General features: G+C 54.2%; 23 protein-coding genes and 1 tRNA gene. 12 read left to right on the top strand and 12 right to left on the bottom strand.

The genetic code is table 11. The features are described 5' to 3' along the window. Nucleotides 1-732 precede the first annotated feature (732 nt). Both D8U71_RS16395 and D8U71_RS16400 read left to right on the top strand, forming a co-directional pair. Nucleotides 733-2,871 (top strand): ATP-dependent endonuclease, encoded by a 2,139-nt coding sequence (locus D8U71_RS16395; protein WP_130888216.1) that lies wholly within the window; start codon nucleotides 733-735, stop codon nucleotides 2,869-2,871. After that, nucleotides 2,856-4,781, top strand: coding sequence for a UvrD-helicase domain-containing protein (locus tag D8U71_RS16400; protein WP_130888217.1), 1,926 nt, complete (start codon nucleotides 2,856-2,858; stop codon nucleotides 4,779-4,781). The genes D8U71_RS16395 and D8U71_RS16400 overlap by 16 nt, the downstream gene beginning before the upstream one ends. A 987-nt stretch (nucleotides 4,782-5,768) precedes the next feature. On the opposite strand, the gene D8U71_RS16405 is transcribed toward D8U71_RS16400, so the two are convergent. From D8U71_RS16405 to D8U71_RS16455, 11 genes are all read right to left on the bottom strand, one after another. Then, nucleotides 5,769-6,623 (bottom strand): hypothetical protein, encoded by an 855-nt coding sequence (locus D8U71_RS16405; RefSeq protein WP_130888218.1) that lies wholly within the window; start codon nucleotides 6,621-6,623, stop codon nucleotides 5,769-5,771. Between the two features lie 95 nt (nucleotides 6,624-6,718). Then, nucleotides 6,719-9,604 (bottom strand): DUF927 domain-containing protein, encoded by a 2,886-nt coding sequence (locus D8U71_RS16410; protein ID WP_130888219.1) that lies wholly within the window; start codon nucleotides 9,602-9,604, stop codon nucleotides 6,719-6,721. Next, nucleotides 9,601-9,873 (bottom strand): DUF3077 domain-containing protein, encoded by a 273-nt coding sequence (locus D8U71_RS16415; RefSeq protein WP_130888220.1) that lies wholly within the window; start codon nucleotides 9,871-9,873, stop codon nucleotides 9,601-9,603. The genes D8U71_RS16410 and D8U71_RS16415 overlap by 4 nt, the downstream gene beginning before the upstream one ends. Next, the gene (locus tag D8U71_RS16420; RefSeq protein ID WP_130888221.1) at nucleotides 9,870-10,151 is read right to left on the bottom strand and encodes a hypothetical protein; all 282 of its coding nucleotides are present in this window, start codon (nucleotides 10,149-10,151) and stop codon (nucleotides 9,870-9,872) included. Before D8U71_RS16420 ends, D8U71_RS16415 begins: the two co-directional genes overlap by 4 nt. A 528-nt stretch (nucleotides 10,152-10,679) precedes the next feature. After that, complete coding sequence (locus D8U71_RS16425; protein WP_130888222.1) at nucleotides 10,680-10,985, bottom strand: hypothetical protein; 306 nt, start codon at nucleotides 10,983-10,985, stop codon at nucleotides 10,680-10,682. Next, the gene (locus tag D8U71_RS16430; RefSeq protein WP_130888223.1) at nucleotides 10,982-11,251 is read right to left on the bottom strand and encodes an AlpA family phage regulatory protein; all 270 of its coding nucleotides are present in this window, start codon (nucleotides 11,249-11,251) and stop codon (nucleotides 10,982-10,984) included. The genes D8U71_RS16425 and D8U71_RS16430 overlap by 4 nt, the downstream gene beginning before the upstream one ends. Then, nucleotides 11,248-11,577: a helix-turn-helix domain-containing protein gene (locus tag D8U71_RS16435; protein WP_347233379.1), complete on the bottom strand. Its 330-nt coding sequence runs from the start codon at nucleotides 11,575-11,577 to the stop codon at nucleotides 11,248-11,250. Before D8U71_RS16435 ends, D8U71_RS16430 begins: the two co-directional genes overlap by 4 nt. Nucleotides 11,578-11,690: 113 nt before the next feature. After that, entirely contained in the window at nucleotides 11,691-12,290 is a 600-nt protein-coding gene (locus D8U71_RS16440) for a hypothetical protein (RefSeq protein WP_130888225.1), read from the bottom strand. 27 nt (nucleotides 12,291-12,317) lie between these two features. Next, nucleotides 12,318-13,172 carry a hypothetical protein gene (locus D8U71_RS16445; protein WP_130888226.1) on the bottom strand — a complete coding sequence of 285 codons (855 nt, stop codon included), beginning with the start codon at nucleotides 13,170-13,172 and terminating at the stop codon, nucleotides 12,318-12,320. A 294-nt stretch (nucleotides 13,173-13,466) separates the two neighbouring features. Then, nucleotides 13,467-14,708 carry a tyrosine-type recombinase/integrase gene (locus tag D8U71_RS16450; protein WP_130888227.1) on the bottom strand — a complete coding sequence of 414 codons (1,242 nt, stop codon included), beginning with the start codon at nucleotides 14,706-14,708 and terminating at the stop codon, nucleotides 13,467-13,469. A 164-nt stretch (nucleotides 14,709-14,872) separates the two neighbouring features. Beyond that, nucleotides 14,873-14,957 (bottom strand) — tRNA-Leu (locus D8U71_RS16455). A 108-nt stretch (nucleotides 14,958-15,065) separates the two neighbouring features. Here D8U71_RS16455 and queA point away from each other — a divergent pair. The 6 genes from queA to D8U71_RS16485 all read left to right on the top strand — a co-directional run bounded on the left by queA (nucleotide 15,066) and on the right by D8U71_RS16485 (nucleotide 21,170). Further along, nucleotides 15,066-16,130 carry a tRNA preQ1(34) S-adenosylmethionine ribosyltransferase-isomerase QueA gene (gene queA / locus D8U71_RS16460; protein ID WP_016773315.1) on the top strand — a complete coding sequence of 355 codons (1,065 nt, stop codon included), beginning with the start codon at nucleotides 15,066-15,068 and terminating at the stop codon, nucleotides 16,128-16,130. Between the two features lie 14 nt (nucleotides 16,131-16,144). Further along, nucleotides 16,145-17,260, top strand: a complete 1,116-nt coding sequence (tgt, locus tag D8U71_RS16465; protein WP_177434918.1) for a tRNA guanosine(34) transglycosylase Tgt — start codon at nucleotides 16,145-16,147, stop codon at nucleotides 17,258-17,260. 43 nt (nucleotides 17,261-17,303) lie between these two features. Next, complete coding sequence (yajC, locus tag D8U71_RS16470) at nucleotides 17,304-17,642, top strand: preprotein translocase subunit YajC (protein ID WP_016773317.1); 339 nt, start codon at nucleotides 17,304-17,306, stop codon at nucleotides 17,640-17,642. Between the two features lie 65 nt (nucleotides 17,643-17,707). After that, entirely contained in the window at nucleotides 17,708-19,576 is a 1,869-nt protein-coding gene (gene secD, locus D8U71_RS16475) for a protein translocase subunit SecD (RefSeq protein ID WP_016773318.1), read from the top strand. Between the two features lie 9 nt (nucleotides 19,577-19,585). Next, the gene (secF, locus tag D8U71_RS16480) at nucleotides 19,586-20,500 is read left to right on the top strand and encodes a protein translocase subunit SecF (RefSeq protein WP_016773319.1); all 915 of its coding nucleotides are present in this window, start codon (nucleotides 19,586-19,588) and stop codon (nucleotides 20,498-20,500) included. 121 nt (nucleotides 20,501-20,621) lie between these two features. Next, nucleotides 20,622-21,170: a glycine zipper 2TM domain-containing protein gene (locus D8U71_RS16485; RefSeq protein ID WP_130888229.1), complete on the top strand. Its 549-nt coding sequence runs from the start codon at nucleotides 20,622-20,624 to the stop codon at nucleotides 21,168-21,170. Between the two features lie 241 nt (nucleotides 21,171-21,411). On the opposite strand, the gene suhB is transcribed toward D8U71_RS16485, so the two are convergent. After that, on the bottom strand, nucleotides 21,412-22,230 hold the full coding sequence (gene suhB, locus D8U71_RS16490; RefSeq protein WP_016773320.1) for an inositol-phosphate phosphatase: 819 nt from the start codon (nucleotides 22,228-22,230) through the stop codon (nucleotides 21,412-21,414). A 145-nt stretch (nucleotides 22,231-22,375) separates the two neighbouring features. Between suhB and trmJ the strand changes: the two genes are divergently transcribed. The 4 genes from trmJ to D8U71_RS16510 all read left to right on the top strand — a co-directional run bounded on the left by trmJ (nucleotide 22,376) and on the right by D8U71_RS16510 (nucleotide 25,923). Further along, complete coding sequence (trmJ, locus tag D8U71_RS16495) at nucleotides 22,376-23,146, top strand: tRNA (cytosine(32)/uridine(32)-2'-O)-methyltransferase TrmJ (RefSeq protein WP_130888230.1); 771 nt, start codon at nucleotides 22,376-22,378, stop codon at nucleotides 23,144-23,146. Between the two features lie 3 nt (nucleotides 23,147-23,149). Next, nucleotides 23,150-23,926 carry a serine O-acetyltransferase gene (cysE, locus tag D8U71_RS16500; RefSeq protein WP_130888231.1) on the top strand — a complete coding sequence of 259 codons (777 nt, stop codon included), beginning with the start codon at nucleotides 23,150-23,152 and terminating at the stop codon, nucleotides 23,924-23,926. A gap of 240 nt (nucleotides 23,927-24,166) precedes the next feature. Beyond that, a complete protein-coding gene (gene iscR, locus D8U71_RS16505; RefSeq protein WP_016773323.1) occupies nucleotides 24,167-24,658 on the top strand; it encodes a Fe-S cluster assembly transcriptional regulator IscR in 492 nt (163 codons plus the stop codon). 50 nt (nucleotides 24,659-24,708) lie between these two features. After that, nucleotides 24,709-25,923: an IscS subfamily cysteine desulfurase gene (locus tag D8U71_RS16510; protein WP_016773324.1), complete on the top strand. Its 1,215-nt coding sequence runs from the start codon at nucleotides 24,709-24,711 to the stop codon at nucleotides 25,921-25,923. Nucleotides 25,924-26,018: the final 95 nt, after the last annotated feature.

Raw genomic sequence — 26,018 nt, forward strand, 5'->3', positions numbered from 1 at the left:
GCACCTATCTATGCCGTTGTTTTTAAAGACATTTATATTGACTAGCACATCGTCCGTTTGATGCGTTTACCCGTGTGACAGGATGAACGGATGTTATACATTCGCCACGATCGTGTTGTTTTACTGAATTAATGCATGTTTTATCTTTTCTGTCCTACAGTGTTACTCAAGGCGGGGATTCAACCTGTGCGCTGACTTCTCCAAATCGTCAGCTATTTTGCAGGTGATGAATAAAAAATAAAGTAGAGGGATGGACATAGCATGAGTCAGAACAAAGTGAAAAGGACCGGAAAGCACGCCTCAAACTGCTCCTGTTCCATTTGTGGCCAATATGGAGGTGTGCACGCGACGAATTGCGCATGCCCACAATGCGGATATTTTGGTGGAAAGCATGCAACCAATTGCTGCTGCTCTATATGTGGTTACTTTGGAGGTAAGCACGCGACTAACTGCTGCTGCCCCAAGTGTGGATATTTTGGCATGTGATTTAGCAAAGGCACTAGGCCGTTACAAGATAAAAATTTAGCCTGGTTTGACATATATAGCATTTCTGAAGTCGGCAAAATTGTAGGATTAAATGCAGGGCAGGAGTTTAAAATTTCAAGGAGTTAAGGTATGACTATTATGTTTATTGAAGCAGTCGCAATGCTCGGTTTTTTTCTGGGGTGAGTCAGTATGCTGATTCGGATTAAAATATTTTCTTGTAATTATTGAGTTTGGGCGGGGGAAGAAATGAAGATAGCAAGCATCGAGGTTTTTAATTTTAGGCTTTTGCAACGGTTTAGGCTTGATCTTGAGAGTGATCTTTCGTTAGTCCTTGGGAAAAACAACGCTGGTAAAACTTCGTTGTTGTCTGTTTTGGACAAGTTTATAAATTCATCAGATAGGAATCGTATAACTTTTGATGATTTTAATGTTGATTTGAGAGAAAGACTGATCAAGTTGGTAAGCGGTGAAGAGGACTTGGGGGATGAAGAGGAATTCGAACCGCTAGGAATAATTTTGAAACTCTTCATCAAATACGATGCGGGCGATGATTTGGCACAAGTTGCTCAGCTGATAATGAGTTTGGATCCAGATGATGACAATATAATATTGTCATTTGAGTATGTTATTGGATATGCGCAGCTTTTAGCGATGCGCGACGAGTATCGCAATACAAGTGACAAGTATGACGGAGACCCTTCGCTTTTTCTAAAGGAGAATCAACATGAGTTTTTCGATCAGATAAGACGAAAAAGTTTGTCTAGCATAGATCATAGTGTGTTTACTGATCTTACGAAGGAGAAAATTAGCTTAGATGAGGTTGTCTCTTTTAAGTCGATAAGTGCGAAAAGGAGTGTTACCAACAAGGAAAATGATAAGACACTTTCTACACAAACTGCCACGATTTATAAAAAGACATCTGAAAGCCAAGAGCAGCAAGCCGCTGTTGAAGAATTTAAAAGGCAATTGCGTGCTACTGATAAAGACTTATCCGGAATATACCAGACCATGTTTTCTGGAGTTTTAGGTAGGGTTGCAAAATTTGGCGGGGCAAAGCTAGCAGAGACAAATATTAAGATCGCGTCCACATTGCAGCATCGTGAGCTGTTAGATGGTAATACTACTGTCATGTATAGCCATGATAGTCATGATTTGCCAGAGCACTTCAATGGGCTTGGTTATATGAATCTCATTAGCATGATTTTTGAGATTGAGATGCTGATGACTTCATTTCGTCGCTCAATAAAAGAACGGCCGGCTGCTATTAACCTACTTTTTGTTGAAGAGCCAGAGGCACATACACATCCTCAAATGCAGTACGTTTTTATTAAGAACATCAAGTCCTTGCTCAAGGAAAGTAGAAAGCGTGAAGATGGAATAGAAATTCACCTTCAAACGGTTATCAGTACTCATTCCTCTCATATTGTTTCAGAGTGTGATTTTGATGATATCAAGTATCTGAGGAGGTTGCCTGGTAAAAATGGTGTCGATGCAAAGAATCTTAAAGATCTAAAGTTTGAATACAGATCAGAAGAACCATTGAAGAATATCGAGGCCGAGCAGCATTATAAGTTTCTGAAGCAGTATTTGACACTGAATCGAGCGGAGTTGTTCTTTGCAGATAAGGCAATACTCATTGAGGGAGAGACAGAGCGAGTTTTACTACCTGCAATGATGAGAAAGCTAGATCAGGAATATCATGATGAAGCTTATGCTCCGCTTTTATCTCAAAATATTTCACTCGTTGAAGTTGGGGCTCACTCCCAAATATTTGAAAGGTTTATTCACTTTATTGGAATCAAAGCTTTAATTTTGACGGATATTGATAGTGGTTTCACCAGACCGTTATTTGATGAGGATGGGATCACCCCCGTTTTTCATCAAAATGGTTCTCCAAAAAAGGAAACAAAAAAATGCACGCCAAATGATCCTCTGGCCGATCATACTTCAAATGGAGCGTTGGTTTTCTATCATGGTAAGCAGCGTGAAGACTTAATGTATTTTTTATCGCTCCAAACTGAGGGTAAGGCCCTTTCCAAAATTGATGGACAGTGGGAAGTGCGTGAGGATGGGTACTTGTTTATAGCTTATCAGACTGAAGAGGATGGTTGTCATGGACGTAGTTTTGAGGATGCTTTCTTTTCAATAAATAAAGAATTTCTTGGGCGAGATGCATCGAAGTTTCCTTCCTTGACACAAAAATGGTTTGATGAATATGTTGAAGGTAAGTGTGACGTTTTTGTTTTCTCTGAAAAAGCGGTGGGGAGTAAACCATCCCTTGCAATAGAGATATTGCTGAACAGTGTTCCGACGGGTGATGTCGATTTTTCGAATTGGAGAACACCTCATTATATTCAGGAGGGCTTAGAATGGTTACGCAAGTGATTCAACAGACCTCACCTATCTCGGAGACTGCCCAGTTATTAGCGCTTGCCGAACAAGGAAAAAGTTTTTTACTGAGTGGCGGTGCGGGTAGCGGTAAAACATATTCTCTTGTTGAGGTAATAACTTCTCTTACCGAAAGAAAGCCGTTATCGCGAATCGCTTGTATAACTTATACAAATGCAGCTGTACGAGAAATTGAAGAACGAGCGCTCCATCCAAATCTGCGCGTATCTACTATCCATGACTTTCTTTGGGATGCCATAAAGCATTTCCAGGTAGAGCTGAAGGGCGTATTGCTCGATTTGATTAATGATCCAGCGTCAAAGGGGTTTGATGTTTTAGATAGGTATGGCGAACCAGAGGGATTGACTTTCATCGAAGGTGATATCCGTTATAAGGAGTATGTGAGGCTCCGTGATGGTGTAATTTCCCATGATGAGATTATTGTTGTCGCGAGTGAAATGTTTAAGCGCCACGATAAATTGTGTAGGATTTTAAGGGATTGTTATCCATTTGTTTTGGTTGATGAATATCAAGATACACATCCTCAAGTAGTAGATATATTGCTTAATCAGCTTACAAAAAATGGTAAGTCAAATGTAGTAGGCTTTTTTGGTGACGCTATGCAAGCAATCTATGATAGCGGAGTCGGTGATTTGGATTGTTATAAGGGGGATGCGATCGGCAACGTTGTAGAAGTTATGAAAGAACAGAATCGTCGAAATCCACTCGCGATCATAAAACTTGCTAACTCACTTCGAAATGATGGGCTTTCACAAGTTCCTTCTACTGATCCTAAAGCTCCGAATATGTTGCCTGATGGGGGCGTCAAGCTGGGTGCCGTAAAATTTTTATATTCGAGTAGTGATGATGTAAATGCGGTTAAGGATTTTCTTGGTTGGGATTTTGCGAATGTTAAAAATACTAAGGAGTTGAATTTAACCCATAACTTAATCGCTTCGAAGGCCGGTTTTGGTGAGCTTATGCGGATCTATGATGGAGACAAGATCCTTGATTACGTTAAGAGGATAAAAAAATATATTAAATTAAAACTTCCGGATTTTATTGCGGAGGGTAAGTCTTTTGGGCAGGTTTTAGATGAGATTAAGGCTGGCAAGGTTGGTAAGCTATTGAAGGAGGTTGAGCCAACAGATGGGATGAGCGTTTACATTGAGAATTACCAAGATTTATACCAGGCGGCACTCAATATGCCGTATAGCGACTTGGCATCAATTTATGTTGATAAAGATCAACTCATAGATGACAAGAAAACAGATCAAGGCGATTTGTCGCGGGCAGGATCTAATAGAGATGATTTGATTAAGCATCTGTTTAAGATTCAAAAAAACGTTCGTTTATACCTAGAAGGTAATCATAATGAATTTCTGAGGGTTACAGAGCATGCTGTCTCATCTCAGAAGGATAAAATGCTTTTAAGGGAAAAAATTATCAGTTTGTCAAATGTCCACGATAAAACTATCCGGCAGGTTGTCGAGGAAGCCCATAAAAGTGGCATCGTTAGAATTGATGATCGCCTTAAAAACTTTAAGGAAACCCGGAGGTATGTTTACGAGCAAGTGATGGCCTTGAGGTATAGCGAGTTTCAAAAATTGTTCGAGTATTTGGAAGGGTTTACACCATTTTCTACTCAGCATAAGACAAAGGGGAGGGAGTTTCCTAATGTTCTAGTAGTTTTGAATAATGGGAATTGGAACTCGTACAACTTTGATTATTTGTTTACGGAAAGAGCTGATAAGGAAAGCGTTGTGAATCGCACGAGGAAAATTCTATACGTCTGTTGTACTCGGGCTATGGAGAATCTCGCTCTTTTCTATCATCAGCCGTCTGATCAGGTTGTTGATGCAGCCAAAGTGTGGTTTGGTAAAGATAATGTTTTATGTATAGATTGATTGCAGCTTGAATGAATCATAAACCTCTAGCCTGAAGGCATGCTGACGGTATCTGTTGTTGTTGGTAATATTTTGAATGTGTCTACCAAAAAAACGGGTCCCAAGGGGCCCGTTTTTCCGCTTGCAGTTTTCTCAGAAAAATAGGGCTCAGAAAAAGGGGGGGGATTTACTTTTTATTGAAAATACATCTGTCCCCTTTTTCTTCTCTGGGTTAATGTCATTATGAGATAAGGTAGCAGTGCAATAGTTACTGAGCATCCTGATGTGAAAAATCTAAATCTAAATCTAAATCTAGAGCAAGCGCTTATATCTGATCTAGTAGGTTGTGTGGAGTGTATTGCAGTAGCTGCTTTATCTTATATGTAGATTATCTGAATGCGCCTCGCAAGTTGGTTTCTGAATTTGGTGTTATTAATTATATGGCTTGTGTTGGAAGTTGTGTTTCATTGATTGGGATATGAGGTTGGGTTGTTTGGTTGTCTTGAATCTAAGTTTGCCAGGGGTTATTTGTTTGGCGTGTTGCTAGTTGGCGTTGTGTCAGTGGGTTTTCCTTTTTTTAATAAAGACGGACATTGCTGCCAAAAATTCAGCTAGAGGAAACCTGCGAGTCTGATAACCCGTGTAGGAGCCCCCCCTTAGGGAGGACCCATAAAATCCGCCGCTCCGACTCCTTCGCCTGGGAGGGTTAGACACAGTAGATCGGTGGATCTGGAGCGATCCGTCGCGTCTGCTTGCGCTGAAGGTTCACGCCGTGAAAAGGGGCGAGGGGAATCCTAATCCTTGGGTGGCGAAAATGCGGTGTTCCATGTGTTCCATGTGTTCCATGTGTTCCAGAAACGCTAGAAGCCAAGTAAATAAAGGCTTTCAGAGGTGGAACACCAAATGCGATAAGCCGGAACACCAGTAATGCGGAACACGTTTGGTGTTCCGCGAGTGATGCTCCGGTTTAGGAGGGAGCGTCACGACTGATAGTCGCGACGCGGGCAATCAAGCGGCGATCAGTTGCTCAATGGAAATTGCACCCGCCTTCGCAGTGACCGTATCTTCATTGATGGCCATCGGTCCGAACGGTACGAGTAGTGGTACGTAGAGGTCAGTTAGAGAGCTCGAACGCCCCATCGCCTTTTCCGTCGCATGCAGGTGTGCTGCGATGGCTGCGAAGTCCTGAGCTGCTTTGTCTAGACGGTCGGCCCACATGAACCGTGCTGCACGTAGCTGCTGGTGTCGCAGATCCTTCAAGGTCTGGTTACTCTCTGCAATGGCTGTTTCGAGCTTCTCCACTTCATCTTTCAAAGCTTGCGTTGCAGTTGCAATGCCCCGCTTGTCACGGGTTGCCTCTGCAAGCGCCTCTGAGGCTTGTCTGAGCGCCTTTTCCGCTCGTTGTTCTTCCGCGTCATCCCCATCGCTCAACGCTACGGAGTAGCTCGCAGCCGCTTGTTTTTCGACATATTGAGCCTTTTCAATTTCAGTACGTTTCTCTTCTTCCAGTCTTTCGAGTTTGCTCGAAAGCTTGGCGCGTTTGTCTTGCTGCTTTCGCAGATCGTTTTGCACCTGGCTGATTTCTTTCTGTGCCTTTTTAATGTTGCTACTGGCAGATCGAATTCCGTCTTCCCAATCGACCAACGTTTGCAGACGTCTGATCTCGGAAGCATGGCGAGCTATTTCGGATTTCGCGTTGCTGAGAGCATTGATCACGTCATGTGGGTATGGCGCTCGATTGTGGCGCGTATGTTCATACAAGCTCTTTGCTTCCTTGGCCGCTGTAGTGAGTTTCGGCAGCTGCTTTTCGAGTTGTTCCATCTCGATTTGATGTTGCTTGATTTGCTTTTGGTAGTCGCTCATTAAAAGTCTTCCATTTCAGTTTTTGATATTCGTTCGATTGGATTCCGGGCGGGCCAGACCCGAGGCGGCCGGCAGCTCTCCTCGATCCGCCAACTTCACGCGGCTTCGGTTTCAGAGGAGAGGAGGGCGTTGGCATGCACCACGTACGCTCTCGTTTTGGCGAGCCCGGGGAGCCGCACCGATTGCGCAGCACGACCTTCCGCGCTGGCTTCCAGAATCCCGCGCTCGATCAGTTCCCGGTTGACCAAGGTGAGGCTCATGCCTTTGAACACTTCCGCCCTCCACGCGGTGGGCAGGAAGTAGTAGGTGACCAACGTATAAACGCCATCGCCCATGCCGTGTTCAACTGTGCGCCGGAAACCGAGGCGGTCGGTGGTTCGTGGTGCGTGATCGTCGGTTTTGGCGGCAAGACCGTCCCAGCGTGTGAAGCGGCTTTCACCGAATCGCTCGATGACTTGCTGCAATCGACTCACGATGGCGTCACCTTCCATGTTCCCGGCGCCACCGCGCTCCTCGAGCCAAGCATTCAGGCAAACTTGCGCCGCTGTGGTCGCGGTGCCCTCCGGCCAGCCTGTTACACCGAGCGCTGTCGCGAGTTCACCTGCGGCAGCGACAAGACCGAAGCGAGCAGCGGCACGATGCGCTTGACCGCTGGCGGAAGCAGGAAGAGCCTTGGCGATGAAGCGCTCCACCGTGCGCCGCAGCACAGCTGTCCAGCCGAGCATTTCACCTGGCTTGCACAGCGCTGACAGGAACGCGGTAAGCGGCGTACCGTAGTATTTGCCTACTCGTGCTTTGAGTGCGTCCGACAGGGCGGCGGCGTCTTCGAACCCGTTCAGCACGTCGAACATGCCCAGCCCTTTGCTCGCATCCGCAGGCACTGCGAGCATGCGGATTTCCATCCCTGCCTTTAGCTCTTTGTTCGCGTCGGCCATGTGCTGCGCCAGTGTCTTTTCGCCGGTCGAGAGAAATAGCAAGCGCCACTCTTGCACCTGACGGCCTGCTTGCCCTCGATCATTGGCGCGCGCTTTACCCGTGCCGTTGCCGAGCATGTACACCGTTTCACCGATAATGCGCGGATCGCACATACCGATTTCGTCGAGTACCAGAACACCGTCCGAATGCGCAGCGGCAATCGACTCCAATGCGTTATCCGTCGATCGCCAGGACCGGACCAGTCGCGGTCCGCCATAGACCGAGGCGGCAACTTGCAGGTGTGTCGTCTTACCGCCGGAGCTGTCTCCGTATAGATGGAAGCCACCTGATTCATGCCCCAGCAAATGCAAAAGCGGTCCGGCAAAGGCAACGCTGGCGACAAACGCCAAGCGTTGATTCCCAACGCAAAGCGCGCCGATCTGCTGTTGCCATTGCTCCAATGTGCCGGCCTCGCTGATGGGAGGAAGCTGCGCACCGGAATCACAAAAGAACAGATGCTCATGGCTGTTGCCGATTTGCTGATCTGGTAGCAGATATGCAGGTCCATGCCATCCAAGGCGAGTGACTAAGCGTGCCCGCTCGTTGCTGTCGAACCCTTGCAGGTAACTTTGGAGATCGTTGCGCGCATTGCGACCGGAGCGCGTTCCAGACAAGCGCAGTCCCATATCCACCAGCGGCCCTAAAACGTCTTTGCCGAAGTCACCGGTCATGTTACGAGCGGGAATGTTCCAGCGCTTTTTAGCGCCGTCTGGATCGTCGAACTCAACCAGCAAACCCCAGTTGTGACCCTTGTCATCGCGAGTGCGGGCGAGAATCTCCAAGGAGGAACACACTGGCCGCGACTCACCATCATCGCCGGTATAGAACACGCCTTCGGGGGCCAGTCGAAATCCACCGGGCAGCAAATCTGTTTTCGATTTTGCCGGTTGTTTGGCTGCTGCTTTTGGTTCTGCAGGTTCGTCGGACTGCTCGTGTTTGAGGGAGACGAAAAACTCACCGCTGCGCTCCAGCTCGGCGACGTGTGCTGCCGTCCAACCTTTGGCCAGCGCGTCGGCGGCATCGTCGCCTTCGTCCCACTTACCGCCTTTGGCAAACGCGGCTAGACCATCCTTTAGCGTGGGTTTGCGCTTGAACGTAGCCAGTTCAACGAATCGCACCGATTCGGCACCGATCTCGAGCAGCTTTTTGGCGACCTCTTCCATGCACGCTGAGCCGCTGCTGTCGTTGTCCGGCCAAAGCACAACATGACGTCCTTTGAGTGGTGCCAGGTCTGCCTTGTGCCAAGAGTTAGACCCGTTCGGCCAGCAAGTGGCCACGAAGTCCGGCATCAATTCGCTTGCCGCATCGGCGGCTTTTTCGCCCTCGCACAACACGACAGGTGCAGAATCGCGCAGTGCCAATTCTTCCAAGCGCAGGAGCGGACGCGGGTCAGGCAATCCCTGCCATCTCCATTGCGTGGTTTCGCTGTTGGAGCGCTGGCACCAAGTCAGTGGAGCGAAGACTTTTTTAGGCTTGCCGTCTTCATCTGGACCGAGATCAAAGCGGTAAAGCGCCATGAGTGGCTGACCGCTAGCGTCACTGTAGATCCAGACCTTCGACGGAGCACCGTGATCTCGATGGCGGACCGGGCAACGTTGCATCGCTTCGGCGGGGATCGGCTGTATGGCGGTCCATGTTGGCGCTTTGGTTTTACCTTGAGTAGGAGCCGACCGCGCAGCACCGACACTCACGCTCAGCAGTTCGGTGAGCTTCGCGCACGCCTCGACATCGGTGCCGCCGTCCAAGTAGCGGACTAAATCAATCAGGTCGCCGCCTTTGTCTCCAGTAGCGAAGTCAGCCCAGGTGCCTTTGTTCAAATTGACCTTGAGCGAGCCGGCGCGCTTATCGGTGCGAGTCGGATTGGGGGCGGTGTATTCCTTGCCGCCGTCGACACGCTTTCCGTTGGGCAGCCAGTGCGCGAGGACACGTTCAATGTCCTTCTGCGAGGCAGCTTTTACGTCGGCGAAGCTCGGTCGTTTCGTTTTGCTGCTCTGGTGCTGGCTCATGTGTCGGCCCTCGGCGAGAACAGGGTGTCAGCCACGTCATCAAGCAGCGCTTTTGCCATTTCACCTAGATAAAGAGCAGGCCAACTAAACCGTTCGCATTGATCGCTCATGGCGGCGTCGCGGTTCAGCAGGTTCACGTGGTCTTGCAACTGAGAGGCTAGCTCCAGAGCATCTTCGATGGGGATGCCTGCGTTGATGCGAAATAATTTCAAGCCGCTGGCATTAGCAGGCGAAAAATCCGTGCGGCCAATCGTGGTCAACGCGTTCATAGCGCACCGCCTTCGTGCTCCGCTGGAACGGAAGTGGTATCACCGTGCAGAGCGAGGGTTTTAATCAAGCCGAGGGTGCCGCGAACATCCCAAATGACGGCGGCAATAACACGGTTGGAGAGGCGCGACTCACCTTCAAAGTGGTCTTCGAGCAACGTCAGCACCGAGTCCGCGCGCTCAATTGCGCAGGCGATAGCGTCAATCGGCACACCAGCCCCGGCGCGCTGACTGACGCTGAGAATGTCTTCGGGCAGGGCAAAACTCAGGGCGTTGTTCATTGGGCACCGCCTGCGGCTTCGAGAGCGCGAGCTTTGGCCATGTGTGCGTTGTAGCGGGCGAGACGTGTAGCAAGACTGGAGTTGGCGTGTAGAGCGGCGAGAGCCATTGCACGGTGAGCAGCGGCGCGATTTTTGGACGGAATGAGGGCGTGCATAGGTGTAGCTCCAAGTTTGAAGATGGAGCTGCCACTGATCGTCGCCAAACGATTTAAGGTGGCAGCTGTGCGCAGGTTGGCGAACCGGGAACTTGGAACCCGGCAGACCCGAAGGTCTCCCACGCACAGCTGCCATAACACGAAACGGCGGGCACAAAAAAAGCGCCTGCTGTCGTATGGGGCGCCTGTGCGCCAAGTATCTCGGGTCGCCAAACCCGGTCACTGAATTTGCAGCGACACCGGCAGAATAACCCCGAGATTTTATTAGCGCAACCGGCACGAAGCCTTGCGCATTTTTTTGATGCGACATAAATTGACCGGGCATACAGATTGACCTCAAACGCCCCCGGTTGCCGCCGGGGGCGTTTTCGTTTCAGGCGTGGGCTTCCCAGCGCAGCTTGAGCAGGGGGAGGAAGCCGTCATGGATCATGGAGCGGGCGTCTTCGTAGGCTTCCGTTTGCTGGCCTTCATCAACGATCACCGCACCAAATTTTTCGCAATGAAGCGCGAGGGCGCACCATGTACCGTCGGCCCAGCTAAGTACGCTGACCACGCGACCCTGTCTGTCTTGTCGTCCGCGATAGCGCTCGAGGCGCTGCATCGTGGCGGCTGAAAAGCCGATGCGGCGTAGCACTGAAAAGGGATGCATCAAGGCTTGATTGGCAATCGAGCGGCTCATGCGGCCACCTCATCACGTGCTTCAATGCGACCACGTGCCCACGCTTGAACTTCCGACAAAACCCAGGCGACCGGTGCGCCACGGGCGTTGCTGTTGGTGAGCTTTACGGTTTTAGGAAAGCCACTCTCAGGCTCATTCATGAGCTTGTAGATGGTGGGGCGTGCGAGACCGACGATGGCCATGACCTCGGCGATTCGGATGAGCGTCAGCGATGGGTCGCTTGGTGTGGAGTCGTTTGCAAAGGAGTGGAGGCGAGAGGTTTTCATTGCACGTTTCTCACACTTCCATCAGCGCTATGCGTGCGGCTATCGAGCCACGCAGATACATCCTTAGGTCGATAACGCACGCGGCTTCCGACTTTTACATACGGCAGCGGATTGCGGCGCGAACTGCGCCAAGCGGCGAGCGTGCGATGCGAAAGACCCAGAGTCGCTGCCACCTGATCGGGAGTGAGTAAATCAGTGGCGGAGGGTGAAAGCGGGATGATGGATTGAAGCGTCGCGGCAGTCATTGAGCGTTTCCTGTAGTCGTTAAGAGTTACAGGGCTAACGCTAATTGGAGAAATGGAAACGAACGGTGGTTCACTTCCCATTCGAATCGCTGCAAATTTTTTGGGAGGCTTGACCTATCGCGGACTAATTAAATAGTAATGATTGAGGATTAATTTGATAGCGAGCCAAAAAGGTATGTTCAGCTCGCGATAGTTTAGTTTATTTGCATTGGGTCCCGCCATTCTACGCATTTGGTTTGCTGATTAACCTGCACAAGTATTAGTCCGCCTAGAGGGGGAGTGCTCAAGTCGAAGCCAATCGCGGTGAGAGGTTTTGCATCGCAGTGATAGTCCATTAGAAAATCTAAAAATATATCTACGATCTCCTTATAGTTGTTATTGTCGGTATGTTTCGGTATTAGAAGTTTGAATTTTATCCTTTCATTTGCGTCGGCATAAATTGAAAATGCCGAGGTGTAGGGATTGTCTTTCTTCAGCTTTCCTGTTGAACCGACTAAGGTTGGCTCAATCCTAGGTTTGGACATTACCTTTTTGGATGTTTCGAAAAGTTTTTGCTTGAGAAGTCGATAATGGTCTTTACCCATCTCGCCAAAAAAACCATCGATATATGGCTTTGAAATGTAAGCAGCAACTAAAGGAAGGACCAACCATTCGAGACTCGCTTGAGGGCCGAGGGGGGGTCTGGATTGGACATTTAGAGTTAGTCGTTCATCTAGTATAGAGTCTTCAAAATCTTGAAATAAATCTTTTGGTAAAGTGTCCTCGTAAATTAGTGCGATTTCTGGTTTGCTCATCTCTAACTTCCCATGTTTGACAAATAGTTATTTTCTTACAGCGGCGCTGAGTACTCCGCCCTCGACCAAAATGTTCCGTATTTGTTTGGTGGACAGCTTGGCTGCACCGCTCGGCGTTTTGAGCGCTGAGTCAGTACCGACAATAACTCCTACAACCTCTCGGTCTGATCGTCCATCACTGAGCAGACGCTTAGCGTGGGAGCAAATGCTCTGATTGCGGTCTATGACGGCCTCGCGACGTATGTTTGCCGAGCTATAGCCTGCTTTGCGTGCGGTCGCGCTGATCCGGATTTTATCGGCGCTGCTCAGCACCGGTGAAGCATAGACGTTAGCCAAAGTCATGTAATTCCGGGCGGTCCCTATCAAGTCCGCCACGGCCTCCCGAGCTTCGATTTCCAGGTCTGCCAGCTCATGGCGTACCTCCATCATGAATTCTGCGACGTCGTTCGACGCCTCTGCATTAAGTGCGGCAAAGCTCTCAAAATTTCCTGAGCACACATCTGTATCGAAGCCACTCAACCACCTCTCAAGCGTCTCAATAGCCCGGCAAGCGCGGTCAATCGCCAGCGCAGCAATATACTGGCTATCATTTATCGCCGAATTGGCCGACTCCCCTGCTACCCAGCGGATGCAGCGAGGCAGGTCGTCCCTAGAACGTTCAAATTGTTGACTTATGTTGCTGGAGAGTCGTCTTACATTTGCCAGTATGCGGACGGATTCAACGGACCACTCCCCATCTTTTAGGTGGCTCGCCCAATGCTCTTGGCCATTTCGTATGAGGTCGAGGGCATCATCGATGCGTTCGGCAAACTCTTCGTAGAGCGTGAATCGCTCGAACGTCTCAACAATCTCCCAACCTTCAATGTTGAGGGGATCGCTCAAGTAAAAAACTCTACTCAACACTCACCCCTCGCCCCGTCTTTGCAGTCAATAAAACGCGACGACGTGCGCCCGGCGAGGCTAGAAGACCGCCAGTGAGGTTGGGGAGATGCTGCTTCGAAGTGCTGCCGTCTTTGGAACACCTTTTGTGTGCCATCGACCATGTGTTCCAGCTGAGCGCTATTTGTGTTCCATCGTTGAAAGCCCCGAAATTAATGGCTTTCACCAGTTTCGGAACACATGGAACACATGGAACACATGGAACACCGCGTGTTTGAGGATTCAGGATTCGCATGTTCAGATGGCTTCTCTGAGCTGGCCCGACACGACGTTCCCATTCTGCAATTTCTCCAGGTGATCGGCATACCACTGCATCATGGCTGTTCGTTGCTCGAGGTACTGAGCTTTGTTGTAGACCCCTGAGATGCCCTCTTCTTTGTGGGCCAATTGCGCCTCGACATGTTCCTTTGGCCATCCGTGTTCGCGGAGCAGTGTGCTCGCCGTGTGCCGTGTGCCGTGACCAACAAGACGTCCTTTGTAGCCTATGGTCGCGAATACCTTATTGATCGTGTTCTCACTTATAGTCGGATTCTTTGCACCAACCCCAGGAAATAGCCAGCGGCTGCGCCCGGTTAAAGCGTGCAGCTCTCTAAGTGCGACCAGTGCTTGGCGCGGAAGGGGACACACGAAATCTCGGCGCATCTTCATCTTCGATGCAGGTGTAGTCCACAGAGCTTTATCGAGATCAAACTCCTTCCACTCCGCTAAACGAACCATTCCCGGCCTTGAGGCTGTCCATATGCAAAGCCATGCCGCCGTTCGGGCGGTGAGTCTGCTGGGGGTATTCGTCAAGGCGGTGAGAAACTCGCCGAGTTCGGGCTCTAGGAGATGAGGATGTTGTTGAGTCTTCGGCGCTTGAGCCGCGATGTCGCGTAGACGGCTACCGGGATCGTTTTCTGTAAGTCCCAAGCCGATTGCTCTGCCGAAGATCTGATTGACCCATGTCCGACATTTTTCAGCAACGTTATGTGCCTCCCGAGCTTCGAGGGAGGCCTGGAGATTTGCACAATCGGTTCGGGTTATTTCGTCCAGAGGTTTATCACCAAGCGCTGGAAGAATGTCCTTGTCGAGATAGGTGCGGATTTTATTGAGGGTGGAGGGGGCGAGACCTTTTTCCTCCTTTGCCTTCAGCCAAGCTTCCGCAGCCGCTCTAAAGGTTCGAGTTCGAGCTGCATCGATTGCGGCTTTTGCCGAGCGCTTTCGTTCAAGAGGGTCGGCACCGCTACTGACAACCTTTCGTAGATCGACTGCCTTTTCGCGGGCAAGTGCGCCGCTGACTTCTGGATAGCCGCCGAGGCCCATCCATGCCCAGTTACCTGCAGGCCGCTTGTACCGGAGTTGCCATGACTTGCCCCCATCCGGTTTGACCCGGAAATATAAGCCGTTCCCATCCAGCTCTCGGTATTCCTTTGATTCCGGCTCCAATCCCGCAAGTGTCGTGTCAGCGAGAGGGCGGCGCTTGATGTCTGCGCGCTTCATCCTTGTATCCCAAAGTTCGGTATTTTTCTCAGGATACAAGGAGGGATACAGGGATACAACGGATAAGGGGAGACAAGGGTAAACAGGCAGACACAAAAAAACCGGCCAAGTGGCCGGTTTCTCTGGGTCTGAGAGGCTGGTAGAGACTCTCAGATACTGCTATGTGGTGCCCCGAGGGAGACTCGAACTCCCACTCCTTTCGAAAACGGATTTTGAATCCGCCGCGTCTACCAATTCCGCCATCAGGGCTCAATGGCGGCGAAGTATAGAGAGGTGAATACCGTTGGTCAATCACGTTTCATGGTCAATTTTTGATATTTCCGCTAGACTTTCCGGCCCTGCTAGACGAACCCCATCATGCGCGTTGCTGACTTTACTTTCGAGCTTCCTGATTCGCTGATCGCCCGCCATCCGTTGGCCGAGCGTCGCGGTAGTCGCCTGCTGACCCTTGATGGGCCGAGCGGCGCCCTGGCACACCGTCAATTCACTGATTTGCTTGAGCATTTGCGCCCGGGCGATTTGATGGTGTTCAACAATACCCGGGTGATTCCGGCGCGGCTGTTCGGGCAGAAAGCGTCCGGCGGCAAGCTGGAAATTCTCATCGAGCGCGTGCTCGATGCGCACCGCGTGCTGGCCCATGTGCGCTCCAGCAAGTCGCCGAAGCCGGGTTCGAAGATCCTTATCGACGGCGGTGGCGAAGCCGAGATGCTCGCGCGTCATGATGCGCTGTTCGAGCTGGGTTTTGCCGAGGAAGTCTTGCCGTTGCTCGACCGCGTCGGGCACATGCCGTTGCCTCCTTATATAGACCGCCCGGATGAAGGCTCGGATCGCGAGCGTTATCAGACCGTGTATGCCCAGCGCCTGGGCGCGGTGGCGGCGCCGACGGCGGGGCTGCATTTCGACGAGCCGCTGATGCAGGCGATTGCCGCCAAGGGCGTCGAGACTGCGTTCGTGACGTTGCATGTGGGCGCGGGGACGTTTCAGCCGGTGCGTGTCGAGAAGATCGAAGATCACCACATGCACAGCGAGTGGCTGGAAGTCGGCCAGGATGTGGTCGATGCGGTGGCGGCGTGCCGTGCGCGTGGCGGTCGGGTGATTGCGGTCGGCACCACCAGCGTGCGTTCGCTGGAGAGCGCGGCGCGCGATGGTGTGCTCAAGCCGTTCAGTGGCGACACCGACATCTTTATCTATCCGGGCCGGCCGTTTCATGTGGTCGATGCCCTAGTGACCAATTTCCATTTGCCGGAATCCACGCTGTTGATGCTGGTTTCCGCGTTTGCCGGTTATCCCGAAACCATGGCTGCCTACAAGGCCGCCGTGGAAAACGGCTACCGCTTTTTCAGTTACGGGGATGCGATGTTCATCACCCGCAATCCCGCTCCAACTGCCCCTGAACAGACAGGCCCAGAGGAAACAGAATGAGTCGCGAATGTCGAATGTCCTTTGAGCTGCTGGCCACCGATGGCAAGGCTCGTCGTGGTCGCCTGACCTTCCCCCGTGGCACCGTCGAGACCCCGGCGTTCATGCCGGTCGGCACCTACGGCACGGTCAAGGGCATGCTGCCGCGCGACATCGTCGCCACTGGCGCGGAAATCATTCTGGGCAACACCTTTCACCTGTGGTTGCGTCCCGGCACTCAAGTGATCAAGGAACATGGCGACCTGCACGATTTCATGCAGTGGAAAGGCCCGATCCTCACCGACTCCGGCGGCTTCCAGGTGTTCAGCCTCGGCGCGATGCGCAAGATCAAGGAGGAGGGCGTGACCTTCGCTTCTCCGGTCGACGGCGCCAAAGTGTTCATGGGCCCGGAAGAGTCGATGCAGGTGCAGCGCGATCTCGGTTCCGACATTGTGATGATCTTCGACGAATGCACGCCGTATCCGGCTGACGAAGACGTCGCGCGGGTATCGATGGAGCTGTCGCTGCGCTGGGCGCAGCGTTCGAAGAATGCCCACGGCGACAACACCGCGGCGCTGTTCGGCATCGTCCAGGGCGGCATGCATGAAAACCTGCGCATGCGCTCGCTCGAAGGCCTCGACAAGATCGGCTTCGACGGCCTCGCCATCGGCGGTCTGTCGGTGGGCGAACCGAAGCACGAAATGATCAAGGTGCTGGATTATCTGCCGGGCCAGATGCCCGCTGACAAACCTCGTTACCTTATGGGCGTTGGCAAACCGGAAGATCTGGTTGAGGGTGTGCGCCGCGGGGTGGACATGTTCGATTGCGTGATGCCAACCCGTAATGCCCGCAATGGGCATCTGTTCATCGATACCGGTGTGCTGAAGATCCGTAACGCGTTCCATCGCCACGATGAATCGCCGCTGGATCCGACCTGCGATTGCTACACCTGCCAGAACTTCTCGCGCGCTTATCTGCATCACCTGGACAAGTGCGGCGAAATGCTCGGCAGCATGCTCAATACCATCCATAACTTGCGCCATTATCAGGTGCTGATGGCTGGTTTGCGCGAGGCTATTCAACAGGGTACATTGGCCGCCTTTGTCGATGCCTTCTACACCAAACGCGGACTTCCCGTTCCGCCTTTGGACTGAGTTTTCTGACCCCAAGATTCAACATTTGCAACTGGAGTGCTAAATGAGCTTTTTTATCTCTAACGCCATGGCTGACGCAGCTGCACCGGCTGCTGCAAGCCCAATGGGCGGCGGCTTCGAGTGGATTTTCCTGGTCGGCTTCCTGGTCATCTTCTACCTGATGATCTGGCGTCCACAGGCCAAGCGCGCCAAAGAGCAGAAGAACCTGCTGAGCAGCCTGCAGAAGGGCGACGAAGTCGTGACCACTGGCGGCATCGCCGGCAAGATCACCAAGGTTGCCGATGACTTCGTGGTTCTGGAAGTGTCCGACACCGTGGAAATGAAGTTCCAGAAAGGCGCCATCGCCGCCACGCTGCCAAAAGGCACGCTGAAAGCGATCTAAGAGCAACAACTTCTACTCAATCGACGGGGCGCGCAAGGCGCCCCGCGTTCATAACGGGCGGCGTGATGCTGAACAAATACCCTCTGTGGAAATACATTCTGATCCTGGCGGTGCTGGCGATCGGTCTGATTTATTCCGCTCCCAATCTTTACCCCGATGACCCGGCCATTCAGATCAGCGGCGCCAGCACGGCTCTGCAGGTCAATGACGCCGATCTGGCTCGCGTCAGCACAGCGCTGAAAGAGTCCGGCATCAACGTCAAGGCGGCTACGCTGACGGCGGGCGGCAAGGGCGGTCTGATCCGTCTGAGCAAGGCTGAAGATCAGCTGCCGGCCAAGGACGTTGTACGCAAGGCATTGGGTGATGACTACGTCGTCGCGCTGAACCTGGCACAGACCACCCCGCAATGGCTGCGCAACCTCGGTGCGCACCCGATGAAGCTGGGTCTGGACTTGTCCGGTGGTGTGCACTTCCTGCTCGAAGTGGACATGGACAAAGCCCTCGATGCGCGCCTGAAAGTCTACGAGGGCGACGTCAAGAGCCTGCTGCGCAAAGAGAAGCTGCGCTATCGCAGCCTGCCGCAACTGGGCGGTGCCATTCAGTTGGGCTTCAGCGATGAAGACTCCCGCGAACAGGCCCGTGCGCTGATCCGCAAGAATTTCAACGATTTCGACATTGTTCCGGCCGACCTCAACGGTCAACCGGTGCTGCGTCTGGCGATGACCCCGGCCAAGCTGGCGGAAATCCGTGAATACTCCATCAAGCAGAACCTGACCACGGTACGTAACCGCGTCAACGAGCTGGGTGTTGCCGAACCGATCGTGCAGCGTCAGGGCGCCAACCGCATCGTGGTTGAGCTGCCGGGCGTGCAGGACACTGCCGAAGCCAAGCGTATTCTCGGCAAGACGGCCAACCTTGAGTTCCGTCTGGCCGCCGAGCCGGGCGCTTCGAAAGCCACTTCCGAATCGTTCGAATTCCGCGAAGGCAACCGTCCGCCAGCGCAGATCGAGCGTGGCCTGATCATCACCGGTGACCAGGTCACCGACGCCAAGGCCGGTTTCGGCGAGCACGGCACGCCTGAAGTGAACATCCGTCTGGATGGTCATGGTGGCGAGCTGATGAGCCGCGCGACCCGTTCCAACGTCGGTCGCAGCATGGCGGTGATCTTCATCGAACAGCGTCCGGTCACCACTTACACCAAGCAAGTGGTTGATGGCGTCGAGAAAGACGTTGCGGTGCAGACGTTCAAGGAAGAGAAGAAGATCATCAGCCTGGCGACCATTCAGTCGCCGCTGGGTGCGCAATTCCGCATCACTGGCCTGAACGGTCAGGGCGAGTCGTCCGAACTGGCGCTGCTGCTGCGTGCCGGTGGTCTGGCTGCACCGATGTACTTCGCTGAAGAGCGCACAATCGGTCCGAGCCTGGGTGCTGACAACATCACCAAAGGTATCGATGCTTCCCTGTGGGGCATGCTGTTCGTATCGCTGTTCATCATCGCCATCTACCGCTTCTTCGGCGTCATCGCCACCGTCGCTCTGGCGGTGAACATGGTGCTGCTGCTGGCGTTGATGTCCTTGCTGGGCGCCACGCTGACCCTGCCGGGTATCGCCGGTATCGTCCTGACGATGGGTATGGCGGTCGACGCTAACGTACTGATCTTCTCGCGGATTCGTGAAGAGATCGCCGCCGGCATGACTGTGCAGCGGGCAATCAACGAAGGCTTCGGCCGGGCATTCACCGCGATTCTCGACGCCAACCTGACCACCTTGCTGGTCGGCGGCATTCTCTTCGCCATGGGCACCGGCCCGGTGAAGGGGTTCGCAGTGACGATGTCCCTCGGGATCTTTACCTCGATGTTCACGGCCATCATGGTGACCCGCGCAATGGTCAACCTGATTTTTGGCGGACGTGACTTCAAGAAGTTGTGGATTTAAGGGGCTGCCATGTTACGTACAATCAACTTCATGGGCGTTCGCAACTTCGCGTTCGGCGTCACATTGCTGCTTACCGTCATTGCCTTGTTCAGTGTCGCCACCAAGGGCATGAACTGGGGCCTGGACTTCACCGGCGGTACGCTCATCGAGCTGACCTACGAGCGTCCGGCCGACGTCACCAAGGTGCGCGAGCAACTGGCGACTTCCGGTTATCACGAAGCCGTGGTGCAGAACTTCGGTGCGACCACCGATCTGCTGGTGCGCATGCCGGGTGAAGACCCGCAGTTGGGCCATCAAGTAGCGGAAGCGCTTCAAAAGGTCGGCGGTGACAACCCGGCGACGGTCAAGCGTGTCGAGTTCGTCGGTCCGCAGGTCGGTGAAGAGCTGCGCGACCAGGGCGGCCTCGGCATGCTGCTGGCGCTCGGCGGCATCCTGATCTACCTGGCGTTCCGCTTTCAGTGGAAGTTCGCGGTCGGCGCCATTGTGTCGCTGATCCACGACGTGATCGTGACCGTGGGTATCCTCTCGTACTTCCAGATCACCTTCGATCTGACAGTGCTGGCGGCAGTGCTGGCGATCATCGGTTACTCGCTGAACGACACCATCGTGGTCTTCGACCGGGTGCGTGAGAACTTCCGCGTGCTGCGCAAGGCGACGCTGATCGAGAACATCAACATCTCGACCACCCAGACCCTGCTGCGCACCATGGCGACGTCGATCTCCACTCTGCTGGCGATCGCGGCGCTGCTGTTCTTCGGTGGCGACAACCTGTTCGGCTTCTCCATCGCACTGTTCATCGGTGTACTGGCGGGTACCTACTCGTCGATCTACATCGCCAACGTGGTGCTGATCTGGCTGAACCTGACCACCGAGGATCTGATTCCTCCGGCCAACACCGACAAGGAAGTCGACGATCGTCCATAACGGTCAGCGATTTCCCGGCTGTCAGCCAACAAAAGGCGCGAGTTGAACTCGCGCCTTTTTTTGTGCTCCAAGGCTGGGAGAAGCGCGGGCGCGTCCCGCATGTGATGGTCAGGAGGTTCATGTGAACAAGTCGTTGCTGGTTGGTGCGGTATTGGGTGCTGTCGGTGTCACAGCCGGGGGTGCTGTTGCCACCTACAGCCTGGTTAAAAGCGGCCCTGAGTATGCGCAAGTATTAGCCGTTGAGCCGGTCAAGACACAGATCAAGACTCCACGTGAAGTATGCAAGGATGTAACGGTGACCCGTCAGGCACCGGTAAAAGATCAACACCAGATCGCCGGTACCGTGGTCGGCGCGCTGGCCGGTGGTTTGCTGGGCAACCAGATTGGCGGCGGTAACGGCAAGAAGATTGCCACGGTGGCCGGTGCGGTCGGTGGCGGTTATGCGGGCAACAAGGTGCAGGAGGGCATGCAGGAGCGTGACACCTACACCACCACGCAAACCCGCTGCAACACGGTCAATGACATCAGCGACAAGGTCGTCGGTTACGACGTGCGTTACTCGCTTGATGGCAAGGAAGGCAAAGTGCGGATGGATCGCGATCCGGGCAACCAGATTCCGGTCGACAAGGAAGGCAAGCTGATCCTGTCGCAGAATGAGCCGGCTCAGTAAGGATTTACGGTTGTGAAAAGAAGCACCCTGCGGGGTGCTTTTTTTATACCCGCGATTCAGGGCAGCGCGCGATTCTCACCTGTGGGAGCGAGCCTGCTCGCGAATGCGGTCCAACAGTTGATAGTTCCTTTGCTGGCGCGCCCATTCGCGAGCAGGCTCGCTCCCACGGGGAATTGTGCTGTTTGGAATTGCAGGCATAAAAAAAGCACCCCGGAGGGTGCTTTCTGGTTTCGCGGAAAGCTTAGCGCTTCAGCGAGGCCGGCAGGTGCGGCTGGATCGCCGTCAGCACTGCCTTGAAGCATTTGGTGTTGCCAGCAACGATGTGGCCTTTCTCAAGGAAGTCGTGACCACCGGTGAAGTCGCTCACCAGGCCGCCGGCTTCTTGAATCAGCAGGGCGCCTGCCGCCATGTCCCACTCGGACAAGCCCGATTCCCAGAACGCATCGAAACGACCGGCAGCCACGTAAGCCAGGTCCAGGCTCGCCGAACCGGCGCGGCGGATGCCGGCAGTCTGGCCAACCAGAGCGCGGAACATGCCCAGGTAGTTGTCGAGGTTGTCCATCTGATCGTCGCGGAACGGGAAGCCAGTGCCGAGCAGGGCGCCGTCGAGGCTGGTGCGACCGCTTACGCGCAGACGACGACCGTTCAGTTGAGCGCCGCGACCACGGCTGGCGGTGAATTCTTCCTGGCGGACCGGGTCCAGAACCACTGCGTGTTCCAGGCGACCACGATATTTGCAGGCAATGCTCACTGCAAAGTGCGGAATGCCACGGAGGAAGTTGGTGGTGCCGTCCAGCGGATCGATGATCCACAGGTACTCTTCGCCTTCGATGCCGGTGCCAGCGTGCAGGCCGGTTTCTTCACCCTGAATCGAGTGATTCGGGTAAGCCTTGCGCAGGGCATCGATGATTTTCTGTTCAGCGGCGCGATCGACCTCGGATACGTAATCCTTGGCGTCTTTTTCGTCGACCTTGATGGTATCCAGGCGCTCGATGGAGCGGAAGATCAGTTCACTGGCGCTGCGGGCGGCGCGCAGCGCGATATTCAGCATGGGCTGCATGGATGTGTCACCTAAGGTTGTTAAAGAAAGCCGCGCATTCTATCAGAACTTTTCTTCAGGTGAAGGACGCTGTTCGCTTTCATAGCTTAACGGTAGGCTGTTCTGTAAGATTTGCCCCCCTTTCCTGTGTCCGAGAGCGCCTCCCTTGCTGCAGAACATTCGTGTCGTCCTGGTCAACACCAGTCACCCCGGCAACATCGGCGGGGCCGCGCGCGCCATGAAAAACATGGGTCTGTCGCGACTGGTGCTGGTCGAACCGCGGGTCTTCCCGCACCACGAGGCCGACGCCCGCGCCTCCGGTGCTGGTGACATCCTTGAAAACGCGCAAATCGTCGCCACCTTGGAAGATGCTCTGGTCGGCTGCAATCTGGTGCTCGGCACCAGCGCCCGCGACCGGCGCATTCCCTGGCCCCTGCTCGATCCGCGCGAATGCGGCAACAAAGTGGTCGAGGAAGCCGGGCAGGGCGCCGAGATTGCTTTGGTGTTCGGCCGTGAAGATTCCGGCCTGACCAACGAAGAGCTGCAGCGATGTCATTTTCACGTGCACATCCCTTCCGACCCGGCGTTCAGTTCGCTGAACCTCGGGGCGGCGGTGCAGGTATTGAGCTATGAAGTGCGCATGGCCTGGCTGGCCGCACAGGGTCAGCCGAGCAAGGTCGAGAAAGAAGAAGTGGCCTCGGTGAAAAGCGCCGAGCTGGCGACCATGGATGAGCTGGAGCGATTCTATGAGCACCTGGAGCAGACGCTGGTTGCCATCGAATTCCTCGACCCGGAAAAGCCACGCCACTTGATGGCGCGCCTGCGCCGGTTGTACGGACGCAGCTCGGTCAGCCGGGCGGAAATGAATATTTTGCGTGGCATCCTCACGGAAACCCAGAAAGCGGCCCGTGGCGAGCTTCTAAAGCGGAAGGATTAAATGATGTTTGAGCGTTTGCGTGAAGATATCCAGAGCGTATTCCATCGAGACCCGGCGGCGCGTAACGCTTTTGAAGTCCTGACCTGCTACCCCGGCATGCATGCGATCTGGATTCATCGCCTCGCCGGAATGCTCTGGCGCAATGAGTTGAAATGGCTGGCGCGACTGGTGTCGAACTTCGGTCGCTGGCTGACCGGGATCGAGATTCATCCGGGCGCCAAGGTCGGTCGGCGGTTCTTCATTGACCACGGCATGGGCATCGTTATTGGTGAAACCGCCGAGATCGGCGACGACGTCACCATCTATCAAGGCGTGACCCTCGGCGGCACCAGCTGGAACAAAGGCAAGCGCCACCCGACTCTCGGAGACGGCGTTGTAGTCGGTGCCGGGGCCAAGGTTCTCGGTCCGTTCATGGTGGGTGCCGGCGCCAAAGTCGGCTCCAACGCTGTGGTCACCAAGGAAGTGCCGCCGGGCGCCACGGTGGTGGGGATTCCGGGGCGGATCATCGTCAAGAGCGACGAAGAGCAGGACGCCAAGCGCAAAGCCATGGCGGAAAAGATCGGTTTCGACGCCTACGGTGTCAGCGAAGACATGCCCGACCCGGTGGCCCGCGCCATCGGCCAGTTGCTCGACCATCTGCAAGCGGTGGATGGGCGCCTGGAAGGCATGTGCGGCGCGCTGAAGGATCTGGGCAGCAATTACTGTGCGAAAGATCTGCCTGAGCTGCGTGAAGAAGACTTCGCTTGCGTCAAGGGCAAGGACGAATCGAAAGCCGGCTGAACTGCGGCGCTGCTTTTCGCGAGCAGGCTCGCTCCCACAAGAGCAATGCATTCCAATGTGGGAGCGAGCCTGCTCGCGAAGAACGATCACGCGGTTGCGCTGGCTGTCCGCGCCCCGTCTTTGCTATAGTGCGCGCGCTCTTTTGCGGGTAAACCCGACTAAAGCACTAGGTCTTATAGTTGACTTAAATGCTCGGGAATTGCATACTCCCGCCCATTCCGAACTCCGTGGTAACTGTCCATGCGACTGACTACAAAAGGCCGATACGCCGTGACCGCCATGCTTGACCTGGCGTTGCACGCGCAGCACGGGCCGGTGTCTCTGGCCGATATCTCCGAGCGCCAAGGCATCTCCCTGTCCTACCTCGAACAGCTGTTCGCCAAGCTGCGCCGCAGCAACCTGGTTTCCAGCGTTCGCGGTCCGGGTGGTGGCTACCAGTTGTCCCGCGACATGCAGGGCATCCAGGTCGCCCAGGTGATCGATGCGGTGAACGAATCGGTCGATGCCACCAAGTGCCAGGGCCAGGGCGATTGCCATTCCGGCGATACCTGCCTGACCCATCATCTGTGGTGCGATTTGAGCCTGCAGATTCACGAATTTCTGAGCGGTATCAGCTTGGCCGACCTTGTGACTCGCCGTGAGGTACAAGAAGTGGCCCAGCGTCAGGACCAGCGCCGTTGCAGCAGCAAGGCGCCACGCCTGGACAAGATTGAAGCGTCCGCCGTCGAATGACAGCCGAAGAGCTACCCGCGGCACGCCAGCCCTGATTTAGGAGATAGTCCATGAAATTGCCGATTTACCTTGATTACTCTGCAACCACCCCGGTTGATCCGCGCGTTGCGCAGAAAATGAGTGAATGCCTGCTGGTCGACGGAAACTTCGGTAACCCGGCGTCCCGCTCCCACGTGTTCGGCTGGAAGGCTGAAGAGTCCGTCGAAAACGCTCGTCGTCAAGTGGCCGATCTGGTCAATGCCGACCCGCGCGAAATCGTCTGGACCTCCGGTGCCACCGAATCCGACAACCTGGCGATCAAGGGCGCGGCACATTTCTACGCCTCCAAAGGCAAGCACCTGATCACCAGCAAGATCGAGCACAAGGCTGTCCTCGACACCATGCGCCAGCTGGAGCGTGAAGGCTTCGAAGTGACTTACCTCGAGCCGACCGAAGACGGTCTGATCACCCCGGCAATGATCGATGCTGCACTGCGCGAAGACACCATTCTGGTGTCGGTGATGCACGTCAACAACGAAATCGGCACCATCAACGACATCGCTGCAATCGGCGAGATGCTGCGCGCCAAAGGCGTGCTGTTCCATGTCGACGCGGCTCAGTCCACCGGCAAGGTCGAAATCGATCTGCAGAAGCTGAAAGTCGACATGATGTCGTTCTCCGCCCACAAGACTTATGGCCCTAAAGGCATCGGCGCGCTGTACGTCAGCCGCAAGCCGCGTGTGCGCATCGAAGCGACCATGCACGGCGGCGGTCACGAGCGTGGCATGCGTTCCGGCACCCTGGCGACCCACCAGATCGTCGGCATGGGCGAAGCGTTCCGCGTAGCCAAGGAAGACATGGCCGCTGAAAACGTGCGCATCAAAGCCTTGAGCGATCGCTTCTACAAGCAGGTCGAGCATCTGGAAGAGCTGTACGTCAACGGCAGCCTGACCGCCCGCGTTCCGCACAACCTGAACCTGAGCTTCAACTACGTTGAAGGCGAGTCGCTGATCATGGCGCTCAAGGATCTGGCGGTATCGTCCGGTTCGGCCTGCACCTCGGCTTCGCTGGAGCCTTCGTACGTACTGCGCGCCCTGGGCCGCAACGACGAACTGGCACACAGCTCGATCCGCTTTACCTTCGGCCGTTTCACCACCGAAGAAGAAATCGACTACGCCGCGCAGAAAGTCTGCGAGGCCGTTACCAAGCTGCGCGCTCTGTCGCCGCTGTGGGACATGTACAAAGACGGCGTCGATATCTCGAAAATCGAGTGGGCGGCACACTAACTATAGAAGCCGCCGGATACAGATCCTGTAGCGACGCGGCGTTAACGCAGCGCAGTTGCAGGGTCTCAAGAGCGGCCCTGATGAGTGAGGATTGA

The organism is Pseudomonas sp. Sample_21 (genome assembly GCF_004307525.1).
GTDB classification, from domain to species: Bacteria; Pseudomonadota; Gammaproteobacteria; order Pseudomonadales; family Pseudomonadaceae; genus Aquipseudomonas; species Aquipseudomonas atacamensis.

Bases quoted from the DNA above. Each gene is read 5' to 3' on its own strand.
- D8U71_RS16395 (WP_130888216.1), top strand. From the start codon at position 733: ATGAAGATAGCAAGCATCGAGGTTTTTAATTTTAGGCTTTTGCAACGG.
- D8U71_RS16400 (WP_130888217.1), top strand. From the start codon at position 2,856: ATGGTTACGCAAGTGATTCAACAGACCTCACCTATCTCGGAGACTGCC.
- D8U71_RS16405 (WP_130888218.1), bottom strand. From the start codon at position 6,623: ATGAGCGACTACCAAAAGCAAATCAAGCAACATCAAATCGAGATGGAA.
- D8U71_RS16410 (WP_130888219.1), bottom strand. From the start codon at position 9,604: ATGAGCCAGCACCAGAGCAGCAAAACGAAACGACCGAGCTTCGCCGAC.
- D8U71_RS16415 (WP_130888220.1), bottom strand. From the start codon at position 9,873: ATGAACGCGTTGACCACGATTGGCCGCACGGATTTTTCGCCTGCTAAT.
- D8U71_RS16420 (WP_130888221.1), bottom strand. From the start codon at position 10,151: ATGAACAACGCCCTGAGTTTTGCCCTGCCCGAAGACATTCTCAGCGTC.
- D8U71_RS16425 (WP_130888222.1), bottom strand. From the start codon at position 10,985: ATGAGCCGCTCGATTGCCAATCAAGCCTTGATGCATCCCTTTTCAGTG.
- D8U71_RS16430 (WP_130888223.1), bottom strand. From the start codon at position 11,251: ATGAAAACCTCTCGCCTCCACTCCTTTGCAAACGACTCCACACCAAGC.
- D8U71_RS16435 (WP_347233379.1), bottom strand. From the start codon at position 11,577: ATGGGAAGTGAACCACCGTTCGTTTCCATTTCTCCAATTAGCGTTAGC.
- D8U71_RS16440 (WP_130888225.1), bottom strand. From the start codon at position 12,290: ATGAGCAAACCAGAAATCGCACTAATTTACGAGGACACTTTACCAAAA.
- D8U71_RS16450 (WP_130888227.1), bottom strand. From the start codon at position 14,708: ATGAAGCGCGCAGACATCAAGCGCCGCCCTCTCGCTGACACGACACTT.
- queA (WP_016773315.1), top strand. From the start codon at position 15,066: ATGCGCGTTGCTGACTTTACTTTCGAGCTTCCTGATTCGCTGATCGCC.
- tgt (WP_177434918.1), top strand. From the start codon at position 16,145: ATGTCCTTTGAGCTGCTGGCCACCGATGGCAAGGCTCGTCGTGGTCGC.
- yajC (WP_016773317.1), top strand. From the start codon at position 17,304: ATGAGCTTTTTTATCTCTAACGCCATGGCTGACGCAGCTGCACCGGCT.
- secD (WP_016773318.1), top strand. From the start codon at position 17,708: ATGCTGAACAAATACCCTCTGTGGAAATACATTCTGATCCTGGCGGTG.
- secF (WP_016773319.1), top strand. From the start codon at position 19,586: ATGTTACGTACAATCAACTTCATGGGCGTTCGCAACTTCGCGTTCGGC.
- suhB (WP_016773320.1), bottom strand. From the start codon at position 22,230: ATGCAGCCCATGCTGAATATCGCGCTGCGCGCCGCCCGCAGCGCCAGT.
- cysE (WP_130888231.1), top strand. From the start codon at position 23,150: ATGTTTGAGCGTTTGCGTGAAGATATCCAGAGCGTATTCCATCGAGAC.
- iscR (WP_016773323.1), top strand. From the start codon at position 24,167: ATGCGACTGACTACAAAAGGCCGATACGCCGTGACCGCCATGCTTGAC.
- D8U71_RS16510 (WP_016773324.1), top strand. From the start codon at position 24,709: ATGAAATTGCCGATTTACCTTGATTACTCTGCAACCACCCCGGTTGAT.